Origin of the sequence: Burkholderia pyrrocinia, from assembly GCF_001028665.1 — a bacterium.
GTDB classification, from domain to species: Bacteria; Pseudomonadota; Gammaproteobacteria; order Burkholderiales; family Burkholderiaceae; genus Burkholderia; species Burkholderia pyrrocinia.
Genome location: NZ_CP011503.1, coordinates 1,697,334 through 1,716,916, shown reverse-complemented (window position 1 = coordinate 1,716,916; position 19,583 = coordinate 1,697,334). Strand labels below are relative to the sequence as shown.

General features: G+C 63.1%; 23 protein-coding genes and 1 tRNA gene. 9 read left to right on the top strand and 15 right to left on the bottom strand.

The features are described from left to right. Positions 1-145: 145 nt before the first annotated feature. The 3 genes from tssJ to icmH all read left to right on the top strand — a co-directional run bounded on the left by tssJ (position 146) and on the right by icmH (position 2,985). A complete protein-coding gene (tssJ, locus tag ABD05_RS07960) occupies positions 146-757 on the top strand; it encodes a type VI secretion system lipoprotein TssJ (protein WP_047899646.1) in 612 nt (203 codons plus the stop codon). 102 nt (positions 758-859) lie between these two features. Then, on the top strand, positions 860-2,206 hold the full coding sequence (gene tssK / locus ABD05_RS07955) for a type VI secretion system baseplate subunit TssK (protein WP_047899645.1): 1,347 nt from the start codon (positions 860-862) through the stop codon (positions 2,204-2,206). Further along, positions 2,203-2,985: a type IVB secretion system protein IcmH/DotU gene (gene icmH, locus ABD05_RS07950; RefSeq protein ID WP_047899644.1), complete on the top strand. Its 783-nt coding sequence runs from the start codon at positions 2,203-2,205 to the stop codon at positions 2,983-2,985. Before tssK ends, icmH begins: the two co-directional genes overlap by 4 nt. A 92-nt stretch (positions 2,986-3,077) precedes the next feature. On the opposite strand, the gene ABD05_RS07945 is transcribed toward icmH, so the two are convergent. The 3 genes from ABD05_RS07945 to ABD05_RS35285 all read right to left on the bottom strand — a co-directional run bounded on the left by ABD05_RS07945 (position 3,078) and on the right by ABD05_RS35285 (position 4,281). Continuing rightward, a complete protein-coding gene (locus tag ABD05_RS07945) occupies positions 3,078-3,443 on the bottom strand; it encodes an immunity protein Imm33 domain-containing protein (RefSeq protein WP_047899643.1) in 366 nt (121 codons plus the stop codon). Between the two features lie 34 nt (positions 3,444-3,477). Next, positions 3,478-3,795: a DUF7716 domain-containing protein gene (locus tag ABD05_RS07940; RefSeq protein WP_047899642.1), complete on the bottom strand. Its 318-nt coding sequence runs from the start codon at positions 3,793-3,795 to the stop codon at positions 3,478-3,480. A gap of 105 nt (positions 3,796-3,900) precedes the next feature. Beyond that, entirely contained in the window at positions 3,901-4,281 is a 381-nt protein-coding gene (locus tag ABD05_RS35285) for an Imm10 family immunity protein (RefSeq protein WP_053059930.1), read from the bottom strand. Positions 4,282-4,517: 236 nt separating this feature from the next. On the opposite strand from ABD05_RS35285, the gene ABD05_RS07930 reads away from it, so the two are divergent. Further along, the gene (locus ABD05_RS07930) at positions 4,518-5,318 is read left to right on the top strand and encodes a transporter substrate-binding domain-containing protein (RefSeq protein ID WP_047899641.1); all 801 of its coding nucleotides are present in this window, start codon (positions 4,518-4,520) and stop codon (positions 5,316-5,318) included. A gap of 59 nt (positions 5,319-5,377) precedes the next feature. Here ABD05_RS07930 and ABD05_RS07925 read toward each other — a convergent pair whose 3' ends face one another. Both ABD05_RS07925 and ABD05_RS07920 read right to left on the bottom strand, forming a co-directional pair. After that, positions 5,378-5,581 carry a hypothetical protein gene (locus ABD05_RS07925; RefSeq protein WP_047899640.1) on the bottom strand — a complete coding sequence of 68 codons (204 nt, stop codon included), beginning with the start codon at positions 5,579-5,581 and terminating at the stop codon, positions 5,378-5,380. Between the two features lie 354 nt (positions 5,582-5,935). Further along, positions 5,936-6,478 (bottom strand): hypothetical protein, encoded by a 543-nt coding sequence (locus tag ABD05_RS07920; protein WP_047899639.1) that lies wholly within the window; start codon positions 6,476-6,478, stop codon positions 5,936-5,938. 472 nt (positions 6,479-6,950) lie between these two features. Here ABD05_RS07920 and ABD05_RS07915 point away from each other — a divergent pair, with 472 nt between their 5' ends. Both ABD05_RS07915 and ABD05_RS07910 read left to right on the top strand, forming a co-directional pair. Continuing rightward, a complete protein-coding gene (locus tag ABD05_RS07915) occupies positions 6,951-7,973 on the top strand; it encodes a sensor histidine kinase (RefSeq protein ID WP_420796361.1) in 1,023 nt (340 codons plus the stop codon). 1 nt (position 7,974) lies between these two features. Beyond that, on the top strand, positions 7,975-8,709 hold the full coding sequence (locus ABD05_RS07910; protein ID WP_047899638.1) for a LytR/AlgR family response regulator transcription factor: 735 nt from the start codon (positions 7,975-7,977) through the stop codon (positions 8,707-8,709). Between the two features lie 100 nt (positions 8,710-8,809). Here the strand turns inward: ABD05_RS07910 and ABD05_RS07905 are convergent, their stop codons facing one another. The 3 genes from ABD05_RS07905 to ABD05_RS38865 form a co-directional block, all read right to left on the bottom strand. After that, positions 8,810-9,361, bottom strand: coding sequence for a hypothetical protein (locus tag ABD05_RS07905; RefSeq protein WP_053059929.1), 552 nt, complete (start codon positions 9,359-9,361; stop codon positions 8,810-8,812). Beyond that, positions 9,348-10,553 carry a TIGR02594 family protein gene (locus ABD05_RS38870; protein ID WP_238594105.1) on the bottom strand — a complete coding sequence of 402 codons (1,206 nt, stop codon included), beginning with the start codon at positions 10,551-10,553 and terminating at the stop codon, positions 9,348-9,350. Before ABD05_RS38870 ends, ABD05_RS07905 begins: the two co-directional genes overlap by 14 nt. A gap of 182 nt (positions 10,554-10,735) precedes the next feature. Further along, positions 10,736-11,263 (bottom strand): hypothetical protein, encoded by a 528-nt coding sequence (locus ABD05_RS38865; protein ID WP_238594104.1) that lies wholly within the window; start codon positions 11,261-11,263, stop codon positions 10,736-10,738. Here ABD05_RS38865 and ABD05_RS35865 point away from each other — a divergent pair. Both ABD05_RS35865 and ABD05_RS07895 read left to right on the top strand, forming a co-directional pair. Further along, positions 11,262-11,798 (top strand): VRR-NUC domain-containing protein, encoded by a 537-nt coding sequence (locus ABD05_RS35865; protein ID WP_082146066.1) that lies wholly within the window; start codon positions 11,262-11,264, stop codon positions 11,796-11,798. The two genes, ABD05_RS38865 and ABD05_RS35865, sit on opposite strands and share 2 nt — an antisense overlap. A gap of 5 nt (positions 11,799-11,803) precedes the next feature. Continuing rightward, positions 11,804-12,925, top strand: a complete 1,122-nt coding sequence (locus tag ABD05_RS07895) for a DUF3396 domain-containing protein (protein ID WP_047899637.1) — start codon at positions 11,804-11,806, stop codon at positions 12,923-12,925. Between the two features lie 281 nt (positions 12,926-13,206). On the opposite strand, the gene ABD05_RS07890 is transcribed toward ABD05_RS07895, so the two are convergent. The 7 genes from ABD05_RS07890 to ABD05_RS07860 all read right to left on the bottom strand — a co-directional run bounded on the left by ABD05_RS07890 (position 13,207) and on the right by ABD05_RS07860 (position 18,354). Continuing rightward, positions 13,207-13,282, bottom strand: a tRNA-Thr gene (locus ABD05_RS07890). A gap of 19 nt (positions 13,283-13,301) precedes the next feature. Beyond that, positions 13,302-13,829 carry a ClpXP protease specificity-enhancing factor gene (locus tag ABD05_RS07885; protein WP_047899636.1) on the bottom strand — a complete coding sequence of 176 codons (528 nt, stop codon included), beginning with the start codon at positions 13,827-13,829 and terminating at the stop codon, positions 13,302-13,304. A 71-nt stretch (positions 13,830-13,900) separates the two neighbouring features. Continuing rightward, positions 13,901-14,512, bottom strand: a complete 612-nt coding sequence (locus ABD05_RS07880) for a glutathione S-transferase N-terminal domain-containing protein (protein ID WP_006400565.1) — start codon at positions 14,510-14,512, stop codon at positions 13,901-13,903. A gap of 94 nt (positions 14,513-14,606) precedes the next feature. After that, positions 14,607-15,365, bottom strand: a complete 759-nt coding sequence (locus ABD05_RS07875; RefSeq protein ID WP_047899635.1) for a cytochrome c1 — start codon at positions 15,363-15,365, stop codon at positions 14,607-14,609. A 21-nt stretch (positions 15,366-15,386) separates the two neighbouring features. Continuing rightward, the gene (locus tag ABD05_RS07870) at positions 15,387-16,769 is read right to left on the bottom strand and encodes a cytochrome b (protein WP_047899634.1); all 1,383 of its coding nucleotides are present in this window, start codon (positions 16,767-16,769) and stop codon (positions 15,387-15,389) included. Next, positions 16,769-17,389, bottom strand: coding sequence for a ubiquinol-cytochrome c reductase iron-sulfur subunit (gene petA, locus ABD05_RS07865; RefSeq protein WP_047899633.1), 621 nt, complete (start codon positions 17,387-17,389; stop codon positions 16,769-16,771). The genes ABD05_RS07870 and petA overlap by 1 nt, the downstream gene beginning before the upstream one ends. 218 nt (positions 17,390-17,607) lie before the next feature. Beyond that, positions 17,608-18,354 carry a Nif3-like dinuclear metal center hexameric protein gene (locus ABD05_RS07860; protein ID WP_047899632.1) on the bottom strand — a complete coding sequence of 249 codons (747 nt, stop codon included), beginning with the start codon at positions 18,352-18,354 and terminating at the stop codon, positions 17,608-17,610. Between the two features lie 21 nt (positions 18,355-18,375). On the opposite strand from ABD05_RS07860, the gene ABD05_RS07855 reads away from it, so the two are divergent. Then, complete coding sequence (locus ABD05_RS07855; RefSeq protein WP_047899631.1) at positions 18,376-19,581, top strand: Do family serine endopeptidase; 1,206 nt, start codon at positions 18,376-18,378, stop codon at positions 19,579-19,581. The last annotated feature ends 2 nt before the right edge of the window (positions 19,582-19,583 follow it).

Genomic DNA, 19,583 nt, shown 5'->3' with positions numbered 1-19,583 from the left:
CGCCCGGGCGGCGGAAAAAATTTCCGGGCGCTTGCCGCGACGCAGGCGTGCTTAATAGTTGAACGGTGCAATGTCGGGCATACGCGTCGAACGCGGAAATACCCGGCAGTTTTGACAGGGATAAAGGCGGCACGCCGGAAACACGATGAGATCGTCCATGATTCGCTATGCGCTGCTGCTGGTTGCCTGCGCGCTCCTGGCCGGATGCGCGGCCGCCCCGCTGCTCGGCTCGGCCGCAAGCGCCGTGATGTCGGCCGCCGGCATCGGCAAGCCCGAAGTGCCCGATGCGCAGAAGCCGCCGCGCAATATCGGGCTCACGCTCGCTGCCGCGCCGAACCTGAATGCCGCGACCGACCACAAGCCGCTCGCGCTTGTCGTGCGGCTCTACGCGCTGAAGGATCCGACGTCGTTCCAGCAGGCGCCGTTCGACGCGTTCACCGATCCGACCAAGGAAAAGGCCGCGCTCGGCGCCGACCTGCTGAATGTGCGCGAAATCACGCTGATTCCGGGCCAGCGCTATACGGCGACCGAGAAAGTCTCGCGCGAAGCGCAGGCATTCGGCATCGTCGCGCTGTTCCGCGATCCCGCACTACAACGATGGAAACTGACGTTCGATCCGGTGAAGTCGGAGAAATCCGGCATAATCATCGGCCTGCATAATTGCGCGATGACGGTCACCGATGGCACCGTCATTGCACCGCAACAGGGTGCGCCTTCGCAACCGCTGAATATGCTTTCTTCGGTCTCCTGCGGTTAAACATGACGCACGAATGTCAATTAACAAGAGTTAACAATTGGCGAGTTAATTCGGGCTCGAACAAATCGATTACATCGCAACGCCACATTAACCGGATTTGACATGAGTTATTCGGCCAAGGTGCTGTGGGGGGAAGGGCTGTTCCTCCGGCCTCAACACTTTCAACGACAGGACGCGTACCACGAGGCGCGCCTGTTCGAATCCATCCAGGCGATCCAGCCGTACAACTGGGGCGTGCGCTCCGTGCGCATCGACCGCGACGCACTCGGCAGCAACGTGCTGCGGGTTGCCGAACTCGCGCTCGTGTTCCCGGACGGCGCGCTGTATGCCGCGCCGCAGGCCGACGACCTGCCGCCGCCGATCGCGCTGGACACGCTGCCTGACGGCATCAGTGAATTCGTGTTCTATCTCGCGCTGCACCCGCTGCGCGAGAACGGCACCAACTACAGCGACGAGCCGGCCGCCGGCTTCATGACGCGCTTCGTCAGCGAGCAGACGAGCGTCGCCGACAACTTCACCGACGCGGCCGAAGCCGACATCACGTTCCTGAAGACGCAGGTCAAGCTGATCGCGCACAGCGAACCGCGCGACCAGTTGCTGTCGGTGCCGCTCGTGCGCGTGCGCCGCACCGCGACGTCCGGTTTCGAGATCGACGACAGCTTCGTGCCGCCGTGCCTCGCGATCGACGCGTCGCCGATCCTGCACCAGCGGCTGCGCCAGCTGGTCGACGCGCTGCAGGCCAAGGTGAATGCGCTGTACGGCTTCCACCGCGAGCCGTCGAAGAACATCATCGAATTCCGCTCGGGCGACATCGCGTCGTTCTGGCTGCTGCATACCGCGAACGCCGCGTTCGCGACGCTCGCGCACCTGCACCAGCACGCGGCGCTGCATCCGGAGCGGCTGTTCCAGGAGCTGCTGCGCCTCGCGGGCCAGCTGATGACGTTCTCGAAGGGCTATACGCTCGCCGACCTGCCCGTGTACCGCCACGACGATCCGGGCCCGAGTTTTGCGCGTCTCGACCTGATGCTGCGCGAGCTGCTCGATACCGTGATCTCGACGCGCTACTTCGCGATCACGCTCGACGAGGTGCGTCCGTCGTTCCACCTCGGCCGCCTCGATTCGGGCAAGATCGACGACAAGACCGAGTTCTACCTGGCGGTGTCCGCGGACATGCCGAGCGTCGAGCTCGTCGATGCGGTGCCGGCCCGCTTCAAGGTCGGCGCGCCCGACGACGTCGACAAGCTCGTGCTGTCGGCGATGCCCGGCGTGCGGCTGTCGTACACGCCGCAGGTGCCGCCCGCGATTCCGGTCCGGCCCGGCGCGTGCTACTTCTCGCTCGATTCGCGCGGCGCGCTGTACGAGCGCATGCTGCAGGCCCAGTCCGCGATGATCTACGCGCCGACTGGCATCAATGACCTGAAATTCGAACTGATCGCGGTCACATCATGAGCTACGCGCCTTCCCTGTTCGGCGACAACGCGCCGGCACCCATGCATACCCCGGCGTCGACGGACTCCGCGTTCCAGGCCCGTTCGCTGCTCGACCTGCTGTACGACGGCTTCTTCATGCTGTTCCTGCTCAAGAACGGCCGCGAGCCGGACAGCGCGAGCGAGTTCAGCACGCGGATCCAGGAATTCCTGTCGGATTTCGAGCGCGGCGCGAAGAAGCTGAATATCGCGGCCGAGGATGTGTACAGCGCGAAGTTCGCGTTCTGTGCGGCCATCGACGAGATGGTGCTGTCGTCGCAGTTCAAGATCCGCACGGACTGGGAGCGCCGGCCGCTGCAGCTCGTGCTGTTCGGCGAGCAGCTCGCGGGCGAGAAGTTCTTCCAGTATCTCGAGGAATGTCGTGCGCAAGGTGCGGCGCGGCTGCAGTCGCTCGAGGTGTTTCATATGTGCCTGCTGCTCGGGTTCCAGGGGAAGTATCTGCTCGAAGGGCCGGAGAAGCTGGCTTATCTGACGGCGCGACTGGGCGATGAGATCGCGCATATGAAGGGCAAGCGGGCGCCGTTCGCGCCGCATTGGCCGTTGCCGGATCAGATTGCGCACCGGTTGAAGCGCGAGGTGCCGGTTTGGGCGATCGGGACCGTGTTCACGCTGGTGGCGCTGCTCGGGTTCCTCGGGCTCAACACGTATCTGAAGGACAAGACACTGCAGGCGCTCGCACCTTATTCGCAGGTGATCAAGGTGGGCCCGGAGTCGGCCAATTTGACGATTTCGTTGCCCTAAGCAGCGCGGGTTGCTCGATATGGAAAAGGACCGCCAGGCGGTCCTTTTTCGTTGTGGATCGTCACTTTCGGTCGTGCGGGTTCGCTGCGCGCTCACGGCGCTCCCTCATCGGCGGGCCAATCCATCCAGACGTCTTCGTAGCCCGCATCGTCGATGATGAAACGCGCGCCGGGCGGCAACCCCAGATACGGTTGCACCGACGGCAGGTAGGTCGACAGATGCGCGGCATGCAGCGGCTGATAGAAATCTGCTGCGCCGGAATACTCGCCGCAATGGAAAAACCAGCCGATGTTGTCGCCTTCGGACAGGGCGGTGCGCGTGCCGTAGACCGGCATCCGGCCAAGCGTCGACATGGCCACGGCGACCATGTCTTCCGGTTCGACGGCGGGCAGGCCGTACCGCGCGCAAACGGCGTCCTGACGCGTACGTAGCGCCGCCTGATCGTCCGTCGTGTTCATTTCATGCACGTCCTGTTGCGTGGCCTGCGTGTCGTCAGAACAGAATGAAGGCGTCGTTTTCGATGTAGAACACGAACGCGTCGAACAACTGGGCCATGCTCGGCTCGTCGATCTGGTCGTGCGCGTTGATCACGATGTCCTCGATCGTCGCGCTGTCCAGCGTGACCTGCCAGCCGGATTGCCGGGCGATGTCGGGCACCGCGATCTCTTCGTCGCCTCCGGTGTCGTCGGAGAATACGCCCTCCGTATCGAGCGTCCAGGGCATCGGCGGCAGGTAGAGCCATCCGGAGAAATCGCCGGGGCGTTCGAGAATTTGTTGCAGCGACACTTCGGTTGTGGAGTCGGTCGACATGGGTATTGCTGTGGTATCCGGGATGATTACGTTGCATCGGCCGCGAGATCCTCGCGGCAGGCCGTGATTATGCCAATTCCGCATCCGCCCGCTTCCCGGTGCGCGTCAATCGATGCGCAGCCTCGTCGATGTTCCCGCGAAGATCGCCGTCAGCCCCTGCTTCACATGGTCGAGCCTGTCGGTCGCGCGAACCACGATCGTAACCAGCCCCAACCCTTGCGCCCACGCCGCGTCCGGCGCCAGTTCGATATTCAGCATCTCGCCGCGCAGCGACACGGATTCGACGCCGCCATAGCCGGCGACACCGTTCTCGCAGACTTCCATGTAATACGTGTCGAGGCCGAGTGCCTCATCCTGCTCGTCGTCTTCCGTTCCACGCTGAAGGATGACGTAATGCGTCGGCGGATCGCGATCGGCGAGGCCGACGACGTGAACGCCGTCCTCGAACGTGTAGGTCGCGACGTCGGCGAAGAACCTGAAATCCATGTCGATCTGCTCCTGGCCCGACGGCTTCGATGCCCCGAACCGGCGGCTTTCGTCAGATTATTCCGCATACGCCGTCACGTCACCGGGCTCCGATGAAATCGATCGCAATCAGGGCCAATTCGACTTTCGGCGCGGCTCGGTTGCGAGTAGTGTCTACGTGTCCGTATTGCGGCCCGCCGGGCCCGGCCGGCGCGCGGCCCTCACGACAACACCATATTGAACACTGGAGATCTGCGATGAAACGTTCGAAGTTCCTGCTGTCGGGCCTGCTGCTCGCGTCGGCCCTCGGCTTCACGGCCGTCGCCGCGCACGCGGACGACCTGTTCGATTCCGTGAAAAAAGCCGGCGTGCTGCGCGTCGGCCTCGAAGGCACGTATCCGCCGTTCAACTCGCGCGGCACGTCGGGCCAGCTCGAGGGTTTCGACGTCGACGTCGCGAACGCGGTCGCCGGCAAGCTCGGCGTGAAGACGCAGTTCATCCCGACCGAATGGAGCGGCATCATCGCGGGCCTGCAGGCCGGCAAGTTCGACGTGATCGTCAACCAGGTCACGATCACGCCGCAGCGCAAGGAAGTGCTCGACTTCAGCCAGCCGTACACGTACTCGGCCGCGCAGCTGATCCAGCGCAAGGACGACGCGCGCAACTTCAAGTCGCTCGACGACTTCAAGGGCAAGAAGCTCGGCGTGACGCTCGGCACCAACTACGACCAGATGGCGCGCACCGTGCCGGGCATCGAGGTGCAGACCTATCCGGGCGCGCCGGAGAAGCTGCGCGACCTCGCCGCGGGCCGGATCGAGGCGACGCTCGACGATCGCCTGATGCTGCCGTACATGATCAAGACGTCGAACCTGCCGCTGCGCGCGGGCGCGGTGCTGAACGGCGGCAAGCAGGAAATGGCGATCCCGTTCCGCAAGGGCAACCCGAAGTTCGAGAAGGCGATCAACGACGCACTGGAATCGCTGCAAAAGGACGGCACGCTGAAGAAGATCTCGATGCACTGGTTCGGCAGCGACGTGACGGTGCCGGTCGCGCAGTAAGCGGCCCGGCGTTTCAACGCGTCACGCCCTTCGTCTCGATGAAGGCGTGACGCTTCCTCTCAGGCCGCTTCGTCGAAGCGCGCCAGCAGCATCTGGCCGATCGGCGTCAGCGCCGGGCGCGCCGCCACCGCGTTCATGCGCACCTGCGTATCGACGACCAGCCGCTTTTCGACCAGCACGGCGAAGGCCGGATTCGATTGATCGACGCTGTCGGGCGTACGCGCAATGCGCAGCAGCATCGAGAATTCATGCGGACTCAACATGGTCCCTGTCTCCTGATCGTCCGCGATCCGGCGTCGATCCTGTTTTCGAATGAAATGGTGGAATGCATGAACGGTGCGCGGCCGGGAGCGAGATCCCGGTTGCCCGCCTGCGACGCGGGCACGTCGTCGGAAGCAGGTTGCGCACGTCCCGGTTCCGGCGATGCCGCCGCGACGGGAACGTGCAACCTTATGGGCGCATCGTGACGCGACCGTGACAGCAAAACAGGGGCGCAACGACGCACGTCACACGCGCGTTCGGCTCGATGCCGATCCGGTTGCCGATGACGAACGGTATCGCGTTCGTGGCCGACAGCTGCGCGCTTTCCCGCTTACCCGCCTTCCGTTTCGCGCCCGTCAGCGCGGATCGACCGAATACGGGATGCCGCTACGCGCCGATTCGCCCGCATGGCGCATGCAGCGCACGACCACGTTCCCCGCACGCCCGAGCGGCATCCCGACGAGTACGCCCCACACCGCGAACGACAGCATCACGAAGCCGCGCGCTGCCGCCCACGGCTCGCGTGCGGCAACCGCGTAATGCATGCATGTTTCGGCGACGAAGGTCAGCATCAGCGTGACGAGCAGGCTCGCATCGCCGGGCAGGCGCACGCGCAAGCCCGACGGCGTCGCACGGTACGCGAGCCGCCAGCGGCCCGCATGCAGCCAGCCCAGCGCGGCGCCGGCCAGGACAGTGGTCAGTGCGATCGCATTCGCGTCGACGCCGGCGCGCGGAAAGAGACCGTTCAGGCTGACGATGCCGAGCATCCCGAACGCGACGGGCGAGATCAGCGGCCGTGCCGCCGGCACCTCGCGCGGGAAACAGCGTTTGATGCCGATGTAGAGCAGCACGCAGAACATCACGTACACGTATGGCTTCAGGTGAAAGAGCGCGGACATGGTCGGAGTCGCCTGATCGGAGTGGACACGGCGACACCGTACTGCCCGGTCCCTTCCGGCGGCACGACTTGCGACGGGAGGCCGGAATTCGCGGACGAATTGCGTGCCGTGGCGACGGTCGTTCGGCTGGTCGGGAAGATTGGCGCGCCATCGAACGATGGCAGCCGGCACCGTCCGAAAGAACCCGCTTCACCGCCTGGTCGACGCTTAGTGTGCGGCGCGAAACCGGCATCGCCCGGTGTCCTTCCGCCACCCGTTCCACTACACTCGTGACCGAAGGCGGCCAACCGTCGGCAGCCGATGCGCTTCGTCGAGGCCGCGCGCCGCTCGTCGCAACCCGCGCGCTGCCGGCACGTCCGGCGGTAAGGTCAGGCCATATACGCATCGCGCCCCCCATTCACCCGACACCATGCGAGCCACGCCCGACACTTCGCCGATTCCGCAGCCGCCCGCCGGAAGCGCGCCGCGATGGCTGCGCGATCCGATGGCGCTGCTCGGGTTTGCATGCTTCAACTCGGTCGTCGGTCTGGGCTTCTGGGTCATCCATTTCCACGAACCCGTCGTCTCCTACCTCGTCGTCGCCAACGCAGTCGGCTTCTGCGCGCTGCTGTTGAGTGCTGCCGCCAACCGGCTGCTGCCGCGCGTATCGGGGCTCGCGCTGAAGGCCGTCGTGATCGCGCCGGTCAGCGTCTTTGCCGGATTCGAGATTGCGGCGGCGATCGTCGGCGGGACGGTGCCGCATGTGTTCGGTTCGGCACGCATCGTCACGTGGGACAACTACGGGCCGTCGCTTCTGGTCTCGGCCGTCCTGTTCGTGTGCGTGTCGCTGTTCCTGCAGTCCATGCGCATGCGTGCCACGCTCGAAACCGAACGCCGCGAAGCCGCCGAAGCGCGCCAAGCCGAGACCGCAGCACACCTTGCGCTGCTGCAGGCGCAGATCGAGCCGCACTTCCTGTTCAATACGCTCGCGAACGTGCAAAGCCTGATCGAGCGCGATCCGGCGCGCGCATCGACGATGCTCGACAGCCTGAACCGCTACCTGCGTGCGAGCCTCCGACGCACGCGCAATGCGACGTCGACGCTAGGCGAGGAACTCGAACTCGTCGAGGCATTGCTGAAGATCGCGTCGATCCGGCTCGGCGAGCGGCTGTCGTATGCGATCGACGTCCCGGCGGATCTGCACACGTTGCCGTTCTCGCCGCTACTGCTGCAACCGCTCGTCGAGAATGCGCTGCTGCACGGGATCGAGCCGTCGATCGACGGCGGCGTGATCGCCATTCGCGGAAGGATGCGACGCGACATGCTCGAATTGAACGTGATCGACACGGGCGTCGGCCTCGGCAAAGGCGACACGCGCCTGCATGGCGGCGTCGGGCTCGCCAACGTCGCCGCGCGCATCAGGACGCTGCACGGCGAGCGCGGCCGCGTCGCTGTCGAGACGAATGCCGGCGCCGCGCATGGCGTCACCGCCACGCTGCTGATTCCGATCGACTGACATGCCGACCGCCCTCATCGCCGATGACGAACCGAACCTGTCCGCATCGCTCGCACAGCGGCTGCGGCAACTCTGGCCCGAACTGGAGATCGTCGCGATGCCGCGCAACGGCGTCGAAACGCTGGCCGCTCTGAACGCGTCGCCGCGCCCGGACATCGCGTTTCTCGACATCCGGATGCCCGGCATCGACGGGTTGAAGCTGGCTGCGCTGGCACCCGACGTGCATGTCGTGTTCGTCACGGCCTACGACGAATATGCGGTCGACGCGTTCGATCGCGCGGCGGTCGACTATCTGCTGAAACCGGTGACGGACGAACGGCTGTTGCGCTGTATCGCGAAGCTTCAGCGCGGCGGGCCGGCCGTCGCACATGCCGACGCGCTCGCGCAGGCGGCGCAATCGCGCGACACGGCGCCGATCCGCTGGCTGACCGTGGGCGTGAAGGACGCGACGCGGCTCGTATCGGTCGACGACGTGCTGTATTTCCAGGCATCGGACAAGTACACGGAAGTCGTCACGGCCGGCGAACGGCTCGTGATTCGCACGCCGCTGAAGGAGTTGATGCAGCGGCTCGATCCGGAGCGGTTCGCGCAGGTGCATCGCGGCGTGATCGTCGCGTACGCGGCGATCGATCGCGTCGAGCGCGACCTGCTGGGACGGTTGCGGATTCGCGTGCGCGGGCAGCGGGAGATGCTGCCGGTCAGTCGTGCGTATGCGGGGCTGTTCAGGCAGATGTGATGCTATCTGCCTCTATGCGCAGGACTGTCGCAACTTGCCGCCGCCATGCCGCTTACCCGACAGAAGCCTCAGGGCGTCAATCCGTGCAGCGGCGCGCAGTTCAGTTGCAGGAGTCGAGTCCGAGCACGCCCGTTCGCAACATCACGCGCCCCTTGTCCTTGATGAACGACAGACTGTATGCCCGGATACGCTGCCCGGCGACGCACTGGGCATGACTCAGATCGGTCGAGTAATTGAATTCGGAAACGCACTGCCCGACAGGGAACGTCGACGAAGTACGCACGGCATCCGGACTGTGATCGTGTCCGGGATAGTAGAGGTATGCCGAGTCGTGCGCGGTCTTGAACGATCCGAACACGTCCGGATGCTGGGCAAGGAATGCGGCGACGGCACGCGCCCGCGCAGGACCGTTCGCAGTCGCTGCAAGCGACTGCGAAAGCTCTGTGATATTGGTACCCAGCGAAAACTTCGGCGCTGCGTAGGCGGCGAAACCGTCCGGCGACGGGAAAGTCACCCAGAAGTCGCGGTCCATCTGCTTGACCTCGGCCTGCGTCAGGCAGTCTCGCGCCAGCGGTCGGGAAAATGCGACGGTACTGCCGCCGGCCAGCACCGAAACCAGGACGGTGATGCACCACGTCTTAACGATCTGCATTTTTCTTTTTCTGAGCAAAGGTAATGTGAAACTCGTTGTTGAGGTCTTTCGGCGTGCTCTTTTCGAGCTCGATGCCCTTGGCCAGACGATCCTGCGCAAACTTCAGGTAACTGGCAGGCACGAAGAACCCCTTCAGTTCTGAGGCCTTCTGCATGCCGAAGTTGATCGCATCGCTCTGGTTTCCGCCAAGCAGGATCGGTGCGCCCGTGCTCGTCTGCGCATAGACGAAAGCCGCATGTCCGCCCTTCGGATGCTTGTAGATGGCAACGGCGCCGAACACGGGTTTGTCGATCTTCACGAAGTTCTTGCTGTGCCGGAACGATTGCGAATCCGCGGGTGCGGACGTCATCGGATACCCGGCCTGATGCAGGCACCAGTTTGCAAACGACGCGCACCATGGATTGCTGTTGCCGACCAGCGTCTTGAGATTGACGCCGACTTCCTCATGATAGTTGATCGTCTGCGTAATCACGTCCTCTTTCTGCCCGTGCCATAACTTGGCCTGTTCGATTGCATGCGCCATCCACGGCGCCTCGCCTGAATCCGTGTTCAGCGTCGCAATCGGATGCCCTTGCCCTTGCTTGCTGCGATCGAGCGTGGCGTCGGGCTTCCCCGGCTTGTTTGCAGTCGCGGGCGCTGACGCCACGGCACCCGCATCCGAACCCGTAACAGGTGCCGCAGCGCGGGCCGGCTCCGCGTGCGCAGCACCTGCCCCCGTGCTCGCTGCAGCGGGCACGCCCGCCTTCGGATGATTCGTCGTGCCAGCCGGTGCCGCCGCGCCCGGAGCCGGTTTCGCGATCTGGCTCAGGTCGACCTTCTGTCCGGCGCCGTCGCCGGCCGGTTTGCCCGTGCCGCCGTTGCTGCCGTCCGTGTTCGCCGGCGCGGCGTCCGGCTTCGAATGGCCTGGCGAACGCGGTGCGTGCTCGCCCCCCGGCTTCGTCATGTTGATATACAGATAATCGCCGGCGAAGATTCGCGTCGAATGCAGATGATTGTCCTTTTGCAACTGCTCGACGCTCACCTTGAATTTTGCGGCGATCTTGCCAAGCGTGTCGTGGGACACGATCTTGTAACGAAAGCCCGCAGGCTTGTCGTGACGGACGGGATCCTTCGCAAAGTGCGCGCCGGTCGGGGCCGAAACCGCAAGCAGATCGTGGAAGAACACATAGGCCGACGATTTCGCCTGCGTCACGATCGTGCCGATTTCCTTCAGCCCTTCGGATCGCTCGATGAACAGCTTGAACTGCTCACCTGCCGCTTCGAACGGCAACAGCGGAAGCTGCCCCGTCCGGTCGGTCTTCGCCGACAGGGTCTTGCCCTTGCTCTGCACGACGACCTTCTGGTCGGGAATCGGCTTTGCGCCATCCGAGAGCGTCACCGTTGCCGTACGGATCCACTGCTCGTGCCGTGACTTGATAAACGCGTGTACCCTTCGTACCGCTCCATCGTCTTCATCATCGAATCGAGCTCGGCATCGCTCATCGAATCGATCCTGCGCGTGCGGTCGAACCCGGTCCCGTCGCAGATGAACGCGATGTACTTCTCCGTATTATTCTCTTTCGGTGGCGCATAGACATACATCGCATCGGAGATCGACATCGGATTGTATTTCCGACGCAGCATCGCCTTCTTTTCATTCAGGCCGGTCTCGTAGTCGGGAAAGATCAAGAACTCGCCGCTCTTGGAGTCTCCGATACCGATGTGCGTCTTGATAATCCCGCCGTTCGGGTGCTTCTTGTGATCGCTCGGCGGGCGGATGTTGCCAGGGTTGTTGAATCGCCATGCGATCGCCCCGCCGCTGCGCAGCAGAATATCCCCGTTGTCGGCAACGTACTGGACGGTCAGCGTCGCCTTGTCATGTGTCGCGCAGCGACTAGATTTCGCGAACGAAACTTCCCGCATGATGAGCGGCAAGCCAACGGAATACTTGCCTGAAGTCACCTATGACTTGAGGCAGGAACCGCCCACCCCGATCATGTCAGACGACGATTCGCTGATACCTCACGACAACCTGCTGGACTGGATTCGCGATAAATGGCCGGGAAGGATGGGTGGCTATCGCAGGGACAAACGGGCAGGCGGCCCCGGCGTTCGCCGCCCCGACGTTGTGATCGTGAATGATCCGTCTCAACCGCCCGTACAATCGAATATCAAGAAGGTGGTTGAGATGAAATTCGATGACACGTTCGGGTCGGGTCAGAAAGATGCGTACATTCGTATTGCTGGCAGCAGAAGCAAATATGCTCCGCTGGATCGAGCCTCCTGTGGATGTTCCGACAAACAATCTGAGACGCAATCGGCGCGATCAACCCAGAGCCATACTGCAACTGATGACGTGTTCGGGAACGATGCAGGAAGCCATAGCAGCATGGGGCCATCAGGTCTGCCAGTTCCTCCGCCAGGCCCCGGAAACCCCGGCGTTGCTTTCCCTTTCTAAAGATCATGACGCGTGACGAACTGGTAGCGTGGGCCAACGATCCACGACGACAAGACACTCTCCCGTTCGGGTTATACGAGCCTGCGCATCAAAAGGCGATCGTAGGTGCTGCGCTGGTCGTGCGCGGCGCGCTGTACTTCAAGGGCGGCTACACGAAGGCCGTTCGGGAGGCGCTTGTGCGCTGCTACGATCGTTACGTAACGGCAATCGCAGACTACGAACTGGCGCTTGCCAAGGCAGCAGGGCTCGAACCACCCAATGTAGGGCCGATGCGCTGGTTCTACGAAGAAGGCAAGAGCCCGGCGGCATTCGACAAGGCTCGCGGCTTCGCGCGACTGGCAACAGAATTGCAGAGCAGCGAAATGCTTGTGTCCGTGACGACGAGTGCAGACCACAAGCTCGCAACGGGTTTTTACGAGTTCTCAGTGTTCTGCCTTGAAGACTGGCAAGCCGAAATGGGAACCCGCGGCCTCGATGTAATGGTGTTCACCGTTCCGCGACGTTTCCTGCAAATTTGCCCCGGTGCATTTGAGGCGATGTTTGCCGAGTTCGCCGCAACGGTTCCAACCATTTGGGGACACGGCGGGTTCGGTGTGAATCTTCCCCCGCTCAACACTGAGGCGAATGAAGCGAGCGAGTATTTTTGGTGTCGGCGGTACGGGCCGGGTATCGACGTCGGAGAGCCCGCGAGCACGTCCATTCGCGACCTAACGGGCAAGATCAAGACAGTTGACTGGTTGACCGCGCTCGATGCTGATCTCGTTCGCAGCGTCGGCGGGGCCGACAGCTTGATGCTTCCCCCTGATTGGTTCCGCAAAACACCGCTTGGCGACGGCGGCCTCGTCATTCAGGCGGGCACGGAGCCGGTTGCAGGCGTTCCGGTGGGAAAGGGGATCCCCCCTCGTCCGCCTGCCGCGTATGTGCTGCTGAATCATGCGCTGCGCCTGATCGTGGCGGAATCGTCCGATATCCTGCAAGGCGGAACAGTAGATAGCACCGCGCCATTGCTCAATACTCGCGTGGCAACAGAGGCATGGTTGCAGCGCTTCAACGTGCCCGATGACGAACTCAACGGCTACTGGGTCGAGTTGCACAAGACATCGAAACTGCGTAGCGGGATGGCGTGAAGCGACGGCCCGTGAGCGGCTTGTGATCGATCATACGCAACACCGGGCCGCCGACTCGCACGCCGGCCCCGCTCGGAATCAAAAACTCTTGAGGTAATCTCGATAGCGATTCAGCAACGTGCCGATTTCCGTCAGCTCGGGACGCGGACGATTGCCGACCTTATGTGCAACGTAGTCGATCGTAGGCAGGTTAATGGATCGCTGACGTTGATTGAAAACGCAGAGGGAGTATTGGAAACGCGAAGGGGCTACGCAAACATCGCGTAACCCCTTGCTGGATATGGTGCCGGCTGCAGGACTCGAACCCGCCACCTGATGATTACAAATCAACTGCTCTACCAGATGAGCTAAGCCGGCGTAAGCGCGAGATTCTACCTCATTTCACGATCTTGAGGCGAGGTCTGCTGCCACCTTTCGAGCCGTCGCCATCGCCGTCGGTTTTCGGCGGTTCGTCGGCGCCTTCGGAGGGCTCCTCGTTCGCACCGCTGTCTGCCACCGACGTCAGCGTAGCCGGCGACTCGTCACGCTGCACATCATCCGCCTGCGCAGCTTCATCGTCGAACGTGCCCGAATCCTCGCCTTCGCCCGCGACCGCATCGACCTGGAACGCCATCCCCTGCCCGTTCTCGCGCGCATAGATCGCGAGTACGTTGGCAACCGGAATCTCGATCTTGTGCGCCTTCCCGGAGAACCGGGCAGTGAACTCGATCCACTCGTTGCCCATCTGCAACTGGCTCGTCGCCTCGAAGCTGATGTTGAGCACGATCTCGCCGTCACGCACGAACTGACGCGGCACGCGCGTCGAGTTGTCGACCCTCACCGCGATATGCGGCGTGTAACCGTTATCGGTGCACCACTCGTACAACGCGCGCAGCAGATAAGGCTTCGTTGAAATCTCTTGCATCACAATCCTCGAACCCGGAGCGGGCGCGCGGCACGCCGCGCCGCCCTCTCCGTCTTGCCTTCATTGCATCATCAACGACGCATGACCTTTTCGGACGGCGTCAGTGCTTCGATATAGGCCGGACGGCTGAAGATCCGCTCCGCGTACTTCATCAGCGGCGCAGCATTCTTCGACAGCTCGATGCCGTAATGATCCAGACGCCACAGCAGCGGCGCGATCGCGACGTCGAGCATCGAGAACTCCTCGCCGAGCATGTACTTGTTCTTCACGAAGATCGGCGCGAGCTGCGTCAGGCGATCGCGGATCGCGAGGCGTGCCTTCTCGTGATTCTTCTCCGCTGCCTTGCCCTTCTCGTTCTCGAGCGTGCTGACGTGAACGAACAGTTCCTTCTCGAAGTTGAGCAGGAACAGGCGCGCGCGTGCGCGTTGCACGGGGTCGGCCGGCATCAGTTGCGGATGCGGGAAGCGCTCGTCGATGTACTCGTTGATGATGTTCGATTCGTACAGGATCAGGTCGCGCTCGACCAGGATCGGCACCTGACCGTACGGGTTCATCACCGAAATGTCTTCCGGCTTGTTGAACAGGTCGACGTCACGGATTTCGAAGTCCATGCCCTTCTCGAACAGCACCAGCCGGCAACGCTGGGAGAACGGGCAAGTTGTGCCGGAATACAGAACCATCATATTTGCGTTTCCTCAAAAAAGCCGAGGGCCGGCACGCGGCGAAACCCCTTTCACGGGTTCCGCGTTGCGCCGGCCCCACGCCGGTCAGGCGTGTTTACTTGATATCTTTCCAGTACGCGGCATTGAGCCGCCAGGCCAGGAAAGTCAGGACACCGAGAAAGACCAGCACCCACACGCCGAGGCGCTTGCGGGTATGTTGTGCCGGCTCGGACATCCATGTCATATAGGCCACCAGATCGGCAACCGCAGCGTCATAGTCCGGCGACGACAGCGTCCCCGGCGTAACCTGCTGGAAGCCGACGAGCGTGTGGACCTTCTCGCCCGTCTCCTCGTCCGTCTTGTCTTCGAATTTGGCAATGCGCTGCCCCTGCAGTTGCCACAATACATGGGGCATGCCGACGTTCTCGAACACCGCGTTGTTCCAGCCGGACGGCCGCGTATCGTCGCGGTAGAAACCCCGCAGATACGTATACAGCCAGTCGCGGCCGCGCGCGCGCTCCTCGACCGACAGGTCGGGCGGCGAGGTGCCGAGCCAGTTCTGCGCGTCTTCGGGCCGCATCGCGACGGACATCGTGCTCCCGACCTTGTCGGTCGTGAACAGGAGATTCGTTTCGATCTCCTTCGGGGATATGCCCAGATCCGTCAGACGGTTGTAGCGCATCAGGTTCGCGCTGTGGCAGTTCAGGCAATAGTTTACAAACAATTGCGCGCCGTGCTGAAGCGAAACGAGATTTTCCGTGTTATCGGGCGCCCGGTCGAGCGGAAAATTACCTTCCGCCCGCACGCCCGGCGCCACCAGCAGCGCACACGCGGTCGCCCCGATCAGTGCGAGTGTCGAAAGCAGTTTCTTCATGTCGTTCTCTCCTCGCTCACATTAATGGGGCTTGAAGCGCACCCGCTCCGGCGGCTGCTTGAACGTGCCAAGCTGCGTCCAGACGGGCATGCCGAGGAAGAACGCGAAGTAGATCAGCGCACAGCCCTGCGCGATCAGCGTCGCAACCGGCGATGGCGGCCGCGTGCCGAGGAACGCGAGGGTCAGGAACGCGGCGACGAAGATCCCGAGGAACACCTTGTGGAACAGCGGCCGATAGCGGATCGACTTCACCGGGCTGCGGTCGAGCCACGGGAGGAAGAACAGCGTGATCACCGCCGAGCCCATCACGACGACGCCCCAGAACTTCGACTCCGTCAGATACATGAACACGACGATCGCCGCGGCCAGCACCGGCAGCCCGGCCTTCCACTTGCCGCGCGCGCGGATCAGCGCGAACACGCCGAGCGCCGCGATCACGATCATCAGCACGATCTTGAACGGGTCGGTGGTCGCGCGCAGCATCGCGTAGAACGCGGTGAAGTACCAGACCGGCGCGATCTCGGGCGGTGTCTGCAGCGGGTTCGCCGGGACGAAGTTGTTCGCCTCGAGGAAGTAGCCGCCCATTTCCGGCGCGAAGAACACGATCATCGCGAAGACCATCAGGAACACGCACACGCCGAGGAAATCGTGCACCGAGTAGTACGGATGGAACGGGATGCCGTCGAGCGGAATGCCGTTCTCGTCCTTCTTCGCCTTGATCTCGATGCCGTCCGGGTTATTTGACCCCACTTCGTGCAGCGCGACGAGGTGAGCGATCACGAGGCCGACCAGCACGAGCGGAATCGCGATCACGTGGAACGCGAAGAAACGGTTCAACGTGACGTCGGACACGACGTAGTCGCCGCGAATCCACAGCGACAGGTCCGGGCCGACGAACGGGATCGCCGAGAACAGGTTCACGATTACCTGCGCGCCCCAGAACGACATCTGGCCCCACGGCAGCAGGTAGCCGAAGAACGCCTCGGCCATCAGGCACAGGAAGATCGCGCAGCCGAAGATCCACACGAGCTCGCGCGGCTTGCGGTACGACCCGTACAGCAGCCCGCGGAACATGTGCAGGTAGACGACCACGAAGAACATCGATGCACCGGTCGAGTGCAGGTAGCGGATCAGCCAGCCCCACGGCACCTCGCGCATGATGTACTCGACCGACGCGAACGCGAGCGTCGAGTCGGGCTTGTAGTTCATCGTCAGGAAGATGCCCGTGACGATCTGGTTGACGAGCACGAGCAGCGCGAGGGAGCCGAAGAAGTACCAGAAATTGAAGTTCTTCGGCGCGTAGTACTCGGAAACGTGCTTCTTCCAGGTGGACGTGAGCGGGAAGCGCTGGTCGATCCAGCCGGTGAGACCTGTCGTGGAGACTTCTTTGTTGTCGGCAGCCATCACGCTTCTCCTTTCTCGTCCTTGCCGATCACGAGGGTCGTCGCCGACGTGAACATGTAGGGCGGGATGTCGAGATTCTGAGGCGCCGGTTTGTTCTTGAACACACGGCCGGCGAGGTCGTAGGTCGAACCGTGGCACGGGCACAGGAAACCGCCCGGCCAGTCGTCCGGCAGGTTCGGCTGCGGACCCGGCGTGAAGCGTTGGCTAGGCGTGCAGCCGAGGTGCGTACACACGGCCATCACGACGAGAATGTTCTTGCGATCGGTCCGCGAGCGATATTCGTTGGCGCAATACGCGGGCAACGGCATCGAATACGGGGTCTTCGAGGTCGGATCGGCCACCTCCTTGTCGGCCTTGACCACGTCGGCCAGCATCGATTCGGTGCGATTCAGGATCCAGACGGGTTTGCCGCGCCACGGCACGGTGACCATCTCGCCGGGTTTCAGGCCGCTGATGTCGACCTCGACCGGTGCACCGGCCGCTTTCGCTTTCGCGGACGGCGCAAGCGACGCCGCGAAAGGTATGACAGTGGCTACGCCTCCCACGCCACCTGCTACGGATGTCGCAATCAGCCAGGTACGGCGGCCGCTGTCGACGCGTTTCTCTTCCTTGTCTCGCATCACACGCCCCACTTCTGAGTTGGATTTTCCGTCACGACTTTCCATTCCGCCGCTAGTTTGCTCGAATGGAGTCGCCATTTACAAGGCCCGGAGATGAAAATCCCTTCGAAGTGATTGATAGTTAAGGGTTATCCCCCACTATCGGAGCGATTAAATCATTTCTCTTTTAAGCGTTCACTACATTGAGGAATTTCGATGCGCTGCCGCAAATCCGGCGTTCAGACCGGATTATGGATATCGATAAAAAGGTGTTCGAGATCGAATTCCTCGGACAAGTGGGCGCCAAGTGCCTGGATTCCGTAACGTTCGGTCGCATGGTGCCCTGCCGCAACGAACGCGACACCGCTTTCGGCGGCCGTGTGCGTCACGTATTCGGACACCTCGCCCGTCAGGAACACGTCCGCGCCGGCGTCGATCGCCGCGTCGAAATAGCTCTGCGCGGCGCCCGTGCACCACGCGATGCGGCGCAGCTGCATGTCCGGATCGCCGAGCACGAGCGGCGTGCGGCCGAGCGTGCGCCCGACCTTCGCGACGAAGTGTTCGAGCGTGACAGGCATCGGCAGCGTCGCCATCCAGCCGAGGTCGCCGTCGCCGAAACGCTGCTCGCCGATCAGCCCGAGCTTCTCGCCGAGCTGCGCGTTGTTGCCGAATTCGGGATGCGCGTCGAGCGGCAGGTGGAACGCGAACAGGTTCAGGTCGTTCGCGAGCAGCAGCTTCAGGCGCTGGTACTTGCGGCCGGTGATCTGCGGGGCCTCGTTGCGCCAGAAATAGCCGTGATGGACGAGCACGGCATCTGCCCCCCATTCGAGCGCCGCTTCGAGGAACGCGAGCGACGCCGTCACGCCGGTGGCGATCTTCTCGATCTTGCGGCGCCCCTCGACCTGCAGGCCGTTCGGGCAATAGTCCTTGAAGCGCGCGGTTTCAAGGGTATTGTTCAAGTACAATTCGAGTTCGATCCGATCCATATAAACCTCTAATCCATTCAGATGCTTAGACGCTTCTGGCTGTTCTTCGCGCAGGCGGTTACCGTGCTGCTCGCGCTGATGTTCATTGTCGTGACGCTCAAGCCGCAATGGCTGCAACGGCAAGGACAGCTCGGCAAGCAGCTCGCCACGCCGATCGTTGCGCTGCGGGAAGTCGCGCCTGGCATCGGCGGCGCGCCGGCGACCACGTCGTACGCCGAAGCCGCGCAGAAGGCAATGCCGGCCGTCGTCAACGTATTCTCCAGCAAGGACGGCTCGCTGCCGCCCGACCCGCGTGCGAAAGATCCGCTGTTCCGCTACTTCTTCGGCGACCGCAACGCCCGCAAGCAGCAGGACGAGCCGGCAGCCAACCTTGGCTCGGGCGTTATCGTGAGCCCTGAAGGTTACATTCTAACGAACCAGCACGTCGTGGACGGCGCCGACCAGATCGAGGTCGCGCTCGCCGACGGGCGCACGGCCACCGCGAAGGTGATCGGCAGCGATCCCGAGACCGACCTCGCCGTGCTGAAGATCAACATGACGAACCTGCCGACGATCACGCTCGGCCGCTCCGACCAGTCGCGGGTCGGCGACGTCGTGCTCGCGATCGGCAACCCGTTCGGCGTCGGCCAGACGGTCACGATGGGGATCATCAGCGCGCTCGGCCGCAACCACCTCGGCATCAACACGTTCGAGAACTTCATCCAGACCGACGCGCCGATCAACCCCGGCAACTCGGGCGGCGCGCTGGTCGACGTGAACGGCAACCTGCTCGGCATCAACACGGCGATCTACTCGCGCTCGGGCGGCTCGCTCGGCATCGGCTTCGCGATTCCGGTATCGACCGCGCGCACCGTGCTCGAAAGCATCATCACGACGGGCTCGGTCACGCGCGGCTGGATCGGCGTCGAGCCGCAGGACGTCACGCCGGAAATCGCCGAGTCGTTCGGGCTCCAGCAGAAATCCGGCGCGATCGTCGCGGGCGTGCTGCAGGGCGGCCCGGCCGACAAGGCCGGCATCAAGCCGGGCGACATCCTGGTCACCGTCAACGGCGAGGACATCACCGATACGACGAAGCTGCTGAACGTCGTCGCGCAGATCAAGCCGGGCACGCCGACCAAGGTGCACGTCGTGCGCAAGGGCAAGGAGTTCGACGTGAACGTCGTGATCGGCAAGCGCCCGCCGCCGCCGAAGCAGACGCTCGACGAACAGGACAGCGATACCGAATGACG

Bases quoted from the DNA above. Each gene is read 5' to 3' on its own strand.
- tssJ (WP_047899646.1), top strand. From the start codon at position 146: ATGAGATCGTCCATGATTCGCTATGCGCTGCTGCTGGTTGCCTGCGCG.
- tssK (WP_047899645.1), top strand. From the start codon at position 860: ATGAGTTATTCGGCCAAGGTGCTGTGGGGGGAAGGGCTGTTCCTCCGG.
- icmH (WP_047899644.1), top strand. From the start codon at position 2,203: ATGAGCTACGCGCCTTCCCTGTTCGGCGACAACGCGCCGGCACCCATG.
- ABD05_RS07945 (WP_047899643.1), bottom strand. From the start codon at position 3,443: ATGAACACGACGGACGATCAGGCGGCGCTACGTACGCGTCAGGACGCC.
- ABD05_RS07940 (WP_047899642.1), bottom strand. From the start codon at position 3,795: ATGTCGACCGACTCCACAACCGAAGTGTCGCTGCAACAAATTCTCGAA.
- ABD05_RS35285 (WP_053059930.1), bottom strand. From the start codon at position 4,281: ATGGATTTCAGGTTCTTCGCCGACGTCGCGACCTACACGTTCGAGGAC.
- ABD05_RS07930 (WP_047899641.1), top strand. From the start codon at position 4,518: ATGAAACGTTCGAAGTTCCTGCTGTCGGGCCTGCTGCTCGCGTCGGCC.
- ABD05_RS07925 (WP_047899640.1), bottom strand. From the start codon at position 5,581: ATGTTGAGTCCGCATGAATTCTCGATGCTGCTGCGCATTGCGCGTACG.
- ABD05_RS07920 (WP_047899639.1), bottom strand. From the start codon at position 6,478: ATGTCCGCGCTCTTTCACCTGAAGCCATACGTGTACGTGATGTTCTGC.
- ABD05_RS07910 (WP_047899638.1), top strand. From the start codon at position 7,975: ATGCCGACCGCCCTCATCGCCGATGACGAACCGAACCTGTCCGCATCG.
- ABD05_RS07905 (WP_053059929.1), bottom strand. From the start codon at position 9,361: ATGCAGATCGTTAAGACGTGGTGCATCACCGTCCTGGTTTCGGTGCTG.
- ABD05_RS35865 (WP_082146066.1), top strand. From the start codon at position 11,262: ATGATGAGCGGCAAGCCAACGGAATACTTGCCTGAAGTCACCTATGAC.
- ABD05_RS38865 (WP_238594104.1), bottom strand. From the start codon at position 11,263: ATGCGGGAAGTTTCGTTCGCGAAATCTAGTCGCTGCGCGACACATGAC.
- ABD05_RS07895 (WP_047899637.1), top strand. From the start codon at position 11,804: ATGACGCGTGACGAACTGGTAGCGTGGGCCAACGATCCACGACGACAA.
- ABD05_RS07885 (WP_047899636.1), bottom strand. From the start codon at position 13,829: ATGCAAGAGATTTCAACGAAGCCTTATCTGCTGCGCGCGTTGTACGAG.
- ABD05_RS07880 (WP_006400565.1), bottom strand. From the start codon at position 14,512: ATGATGGTTCTGTATTCCGGCACAACTTGCCCGTTCTCCCAGCGTTGC.
- ABD05_RS07875 (WP_047899635.1), bottom strand. From the start codon at position 15,365: ATGAAGAAACTGCTTTCGACACTCGCACTGATCGGGGCGACCGCGTGT.
- ABD05_RS07870 (WP_047899634.1), bottom strand. From the start codon at position 16,769: ATGGCTGCCGACAACAAAGAAGTCTCCACGACAGGTCTCACCGGCTGG.
- petA (WP_047899633.1), bottom strand. From the start codon at position 17,389: ATGCGAGACAAGGAAGAGAAACGCGTCGACAGCGGCCGCCGTACCTGG.
- ABD05_RS07860 (WP_047899632.1), bottom strand. From the start codon at position 18,354: ATGGATCGGATCGAACTCGAATTGTACTTGAACAATACCCTTGAAACC.
- ABD05_RS07855 (WP_047899631.1), top strand. From the start codon at position 18,376: ATGCTTAGACGCTTCTGGCTGTTCTTCGCGCAGGCGGTTACCGTGCTG.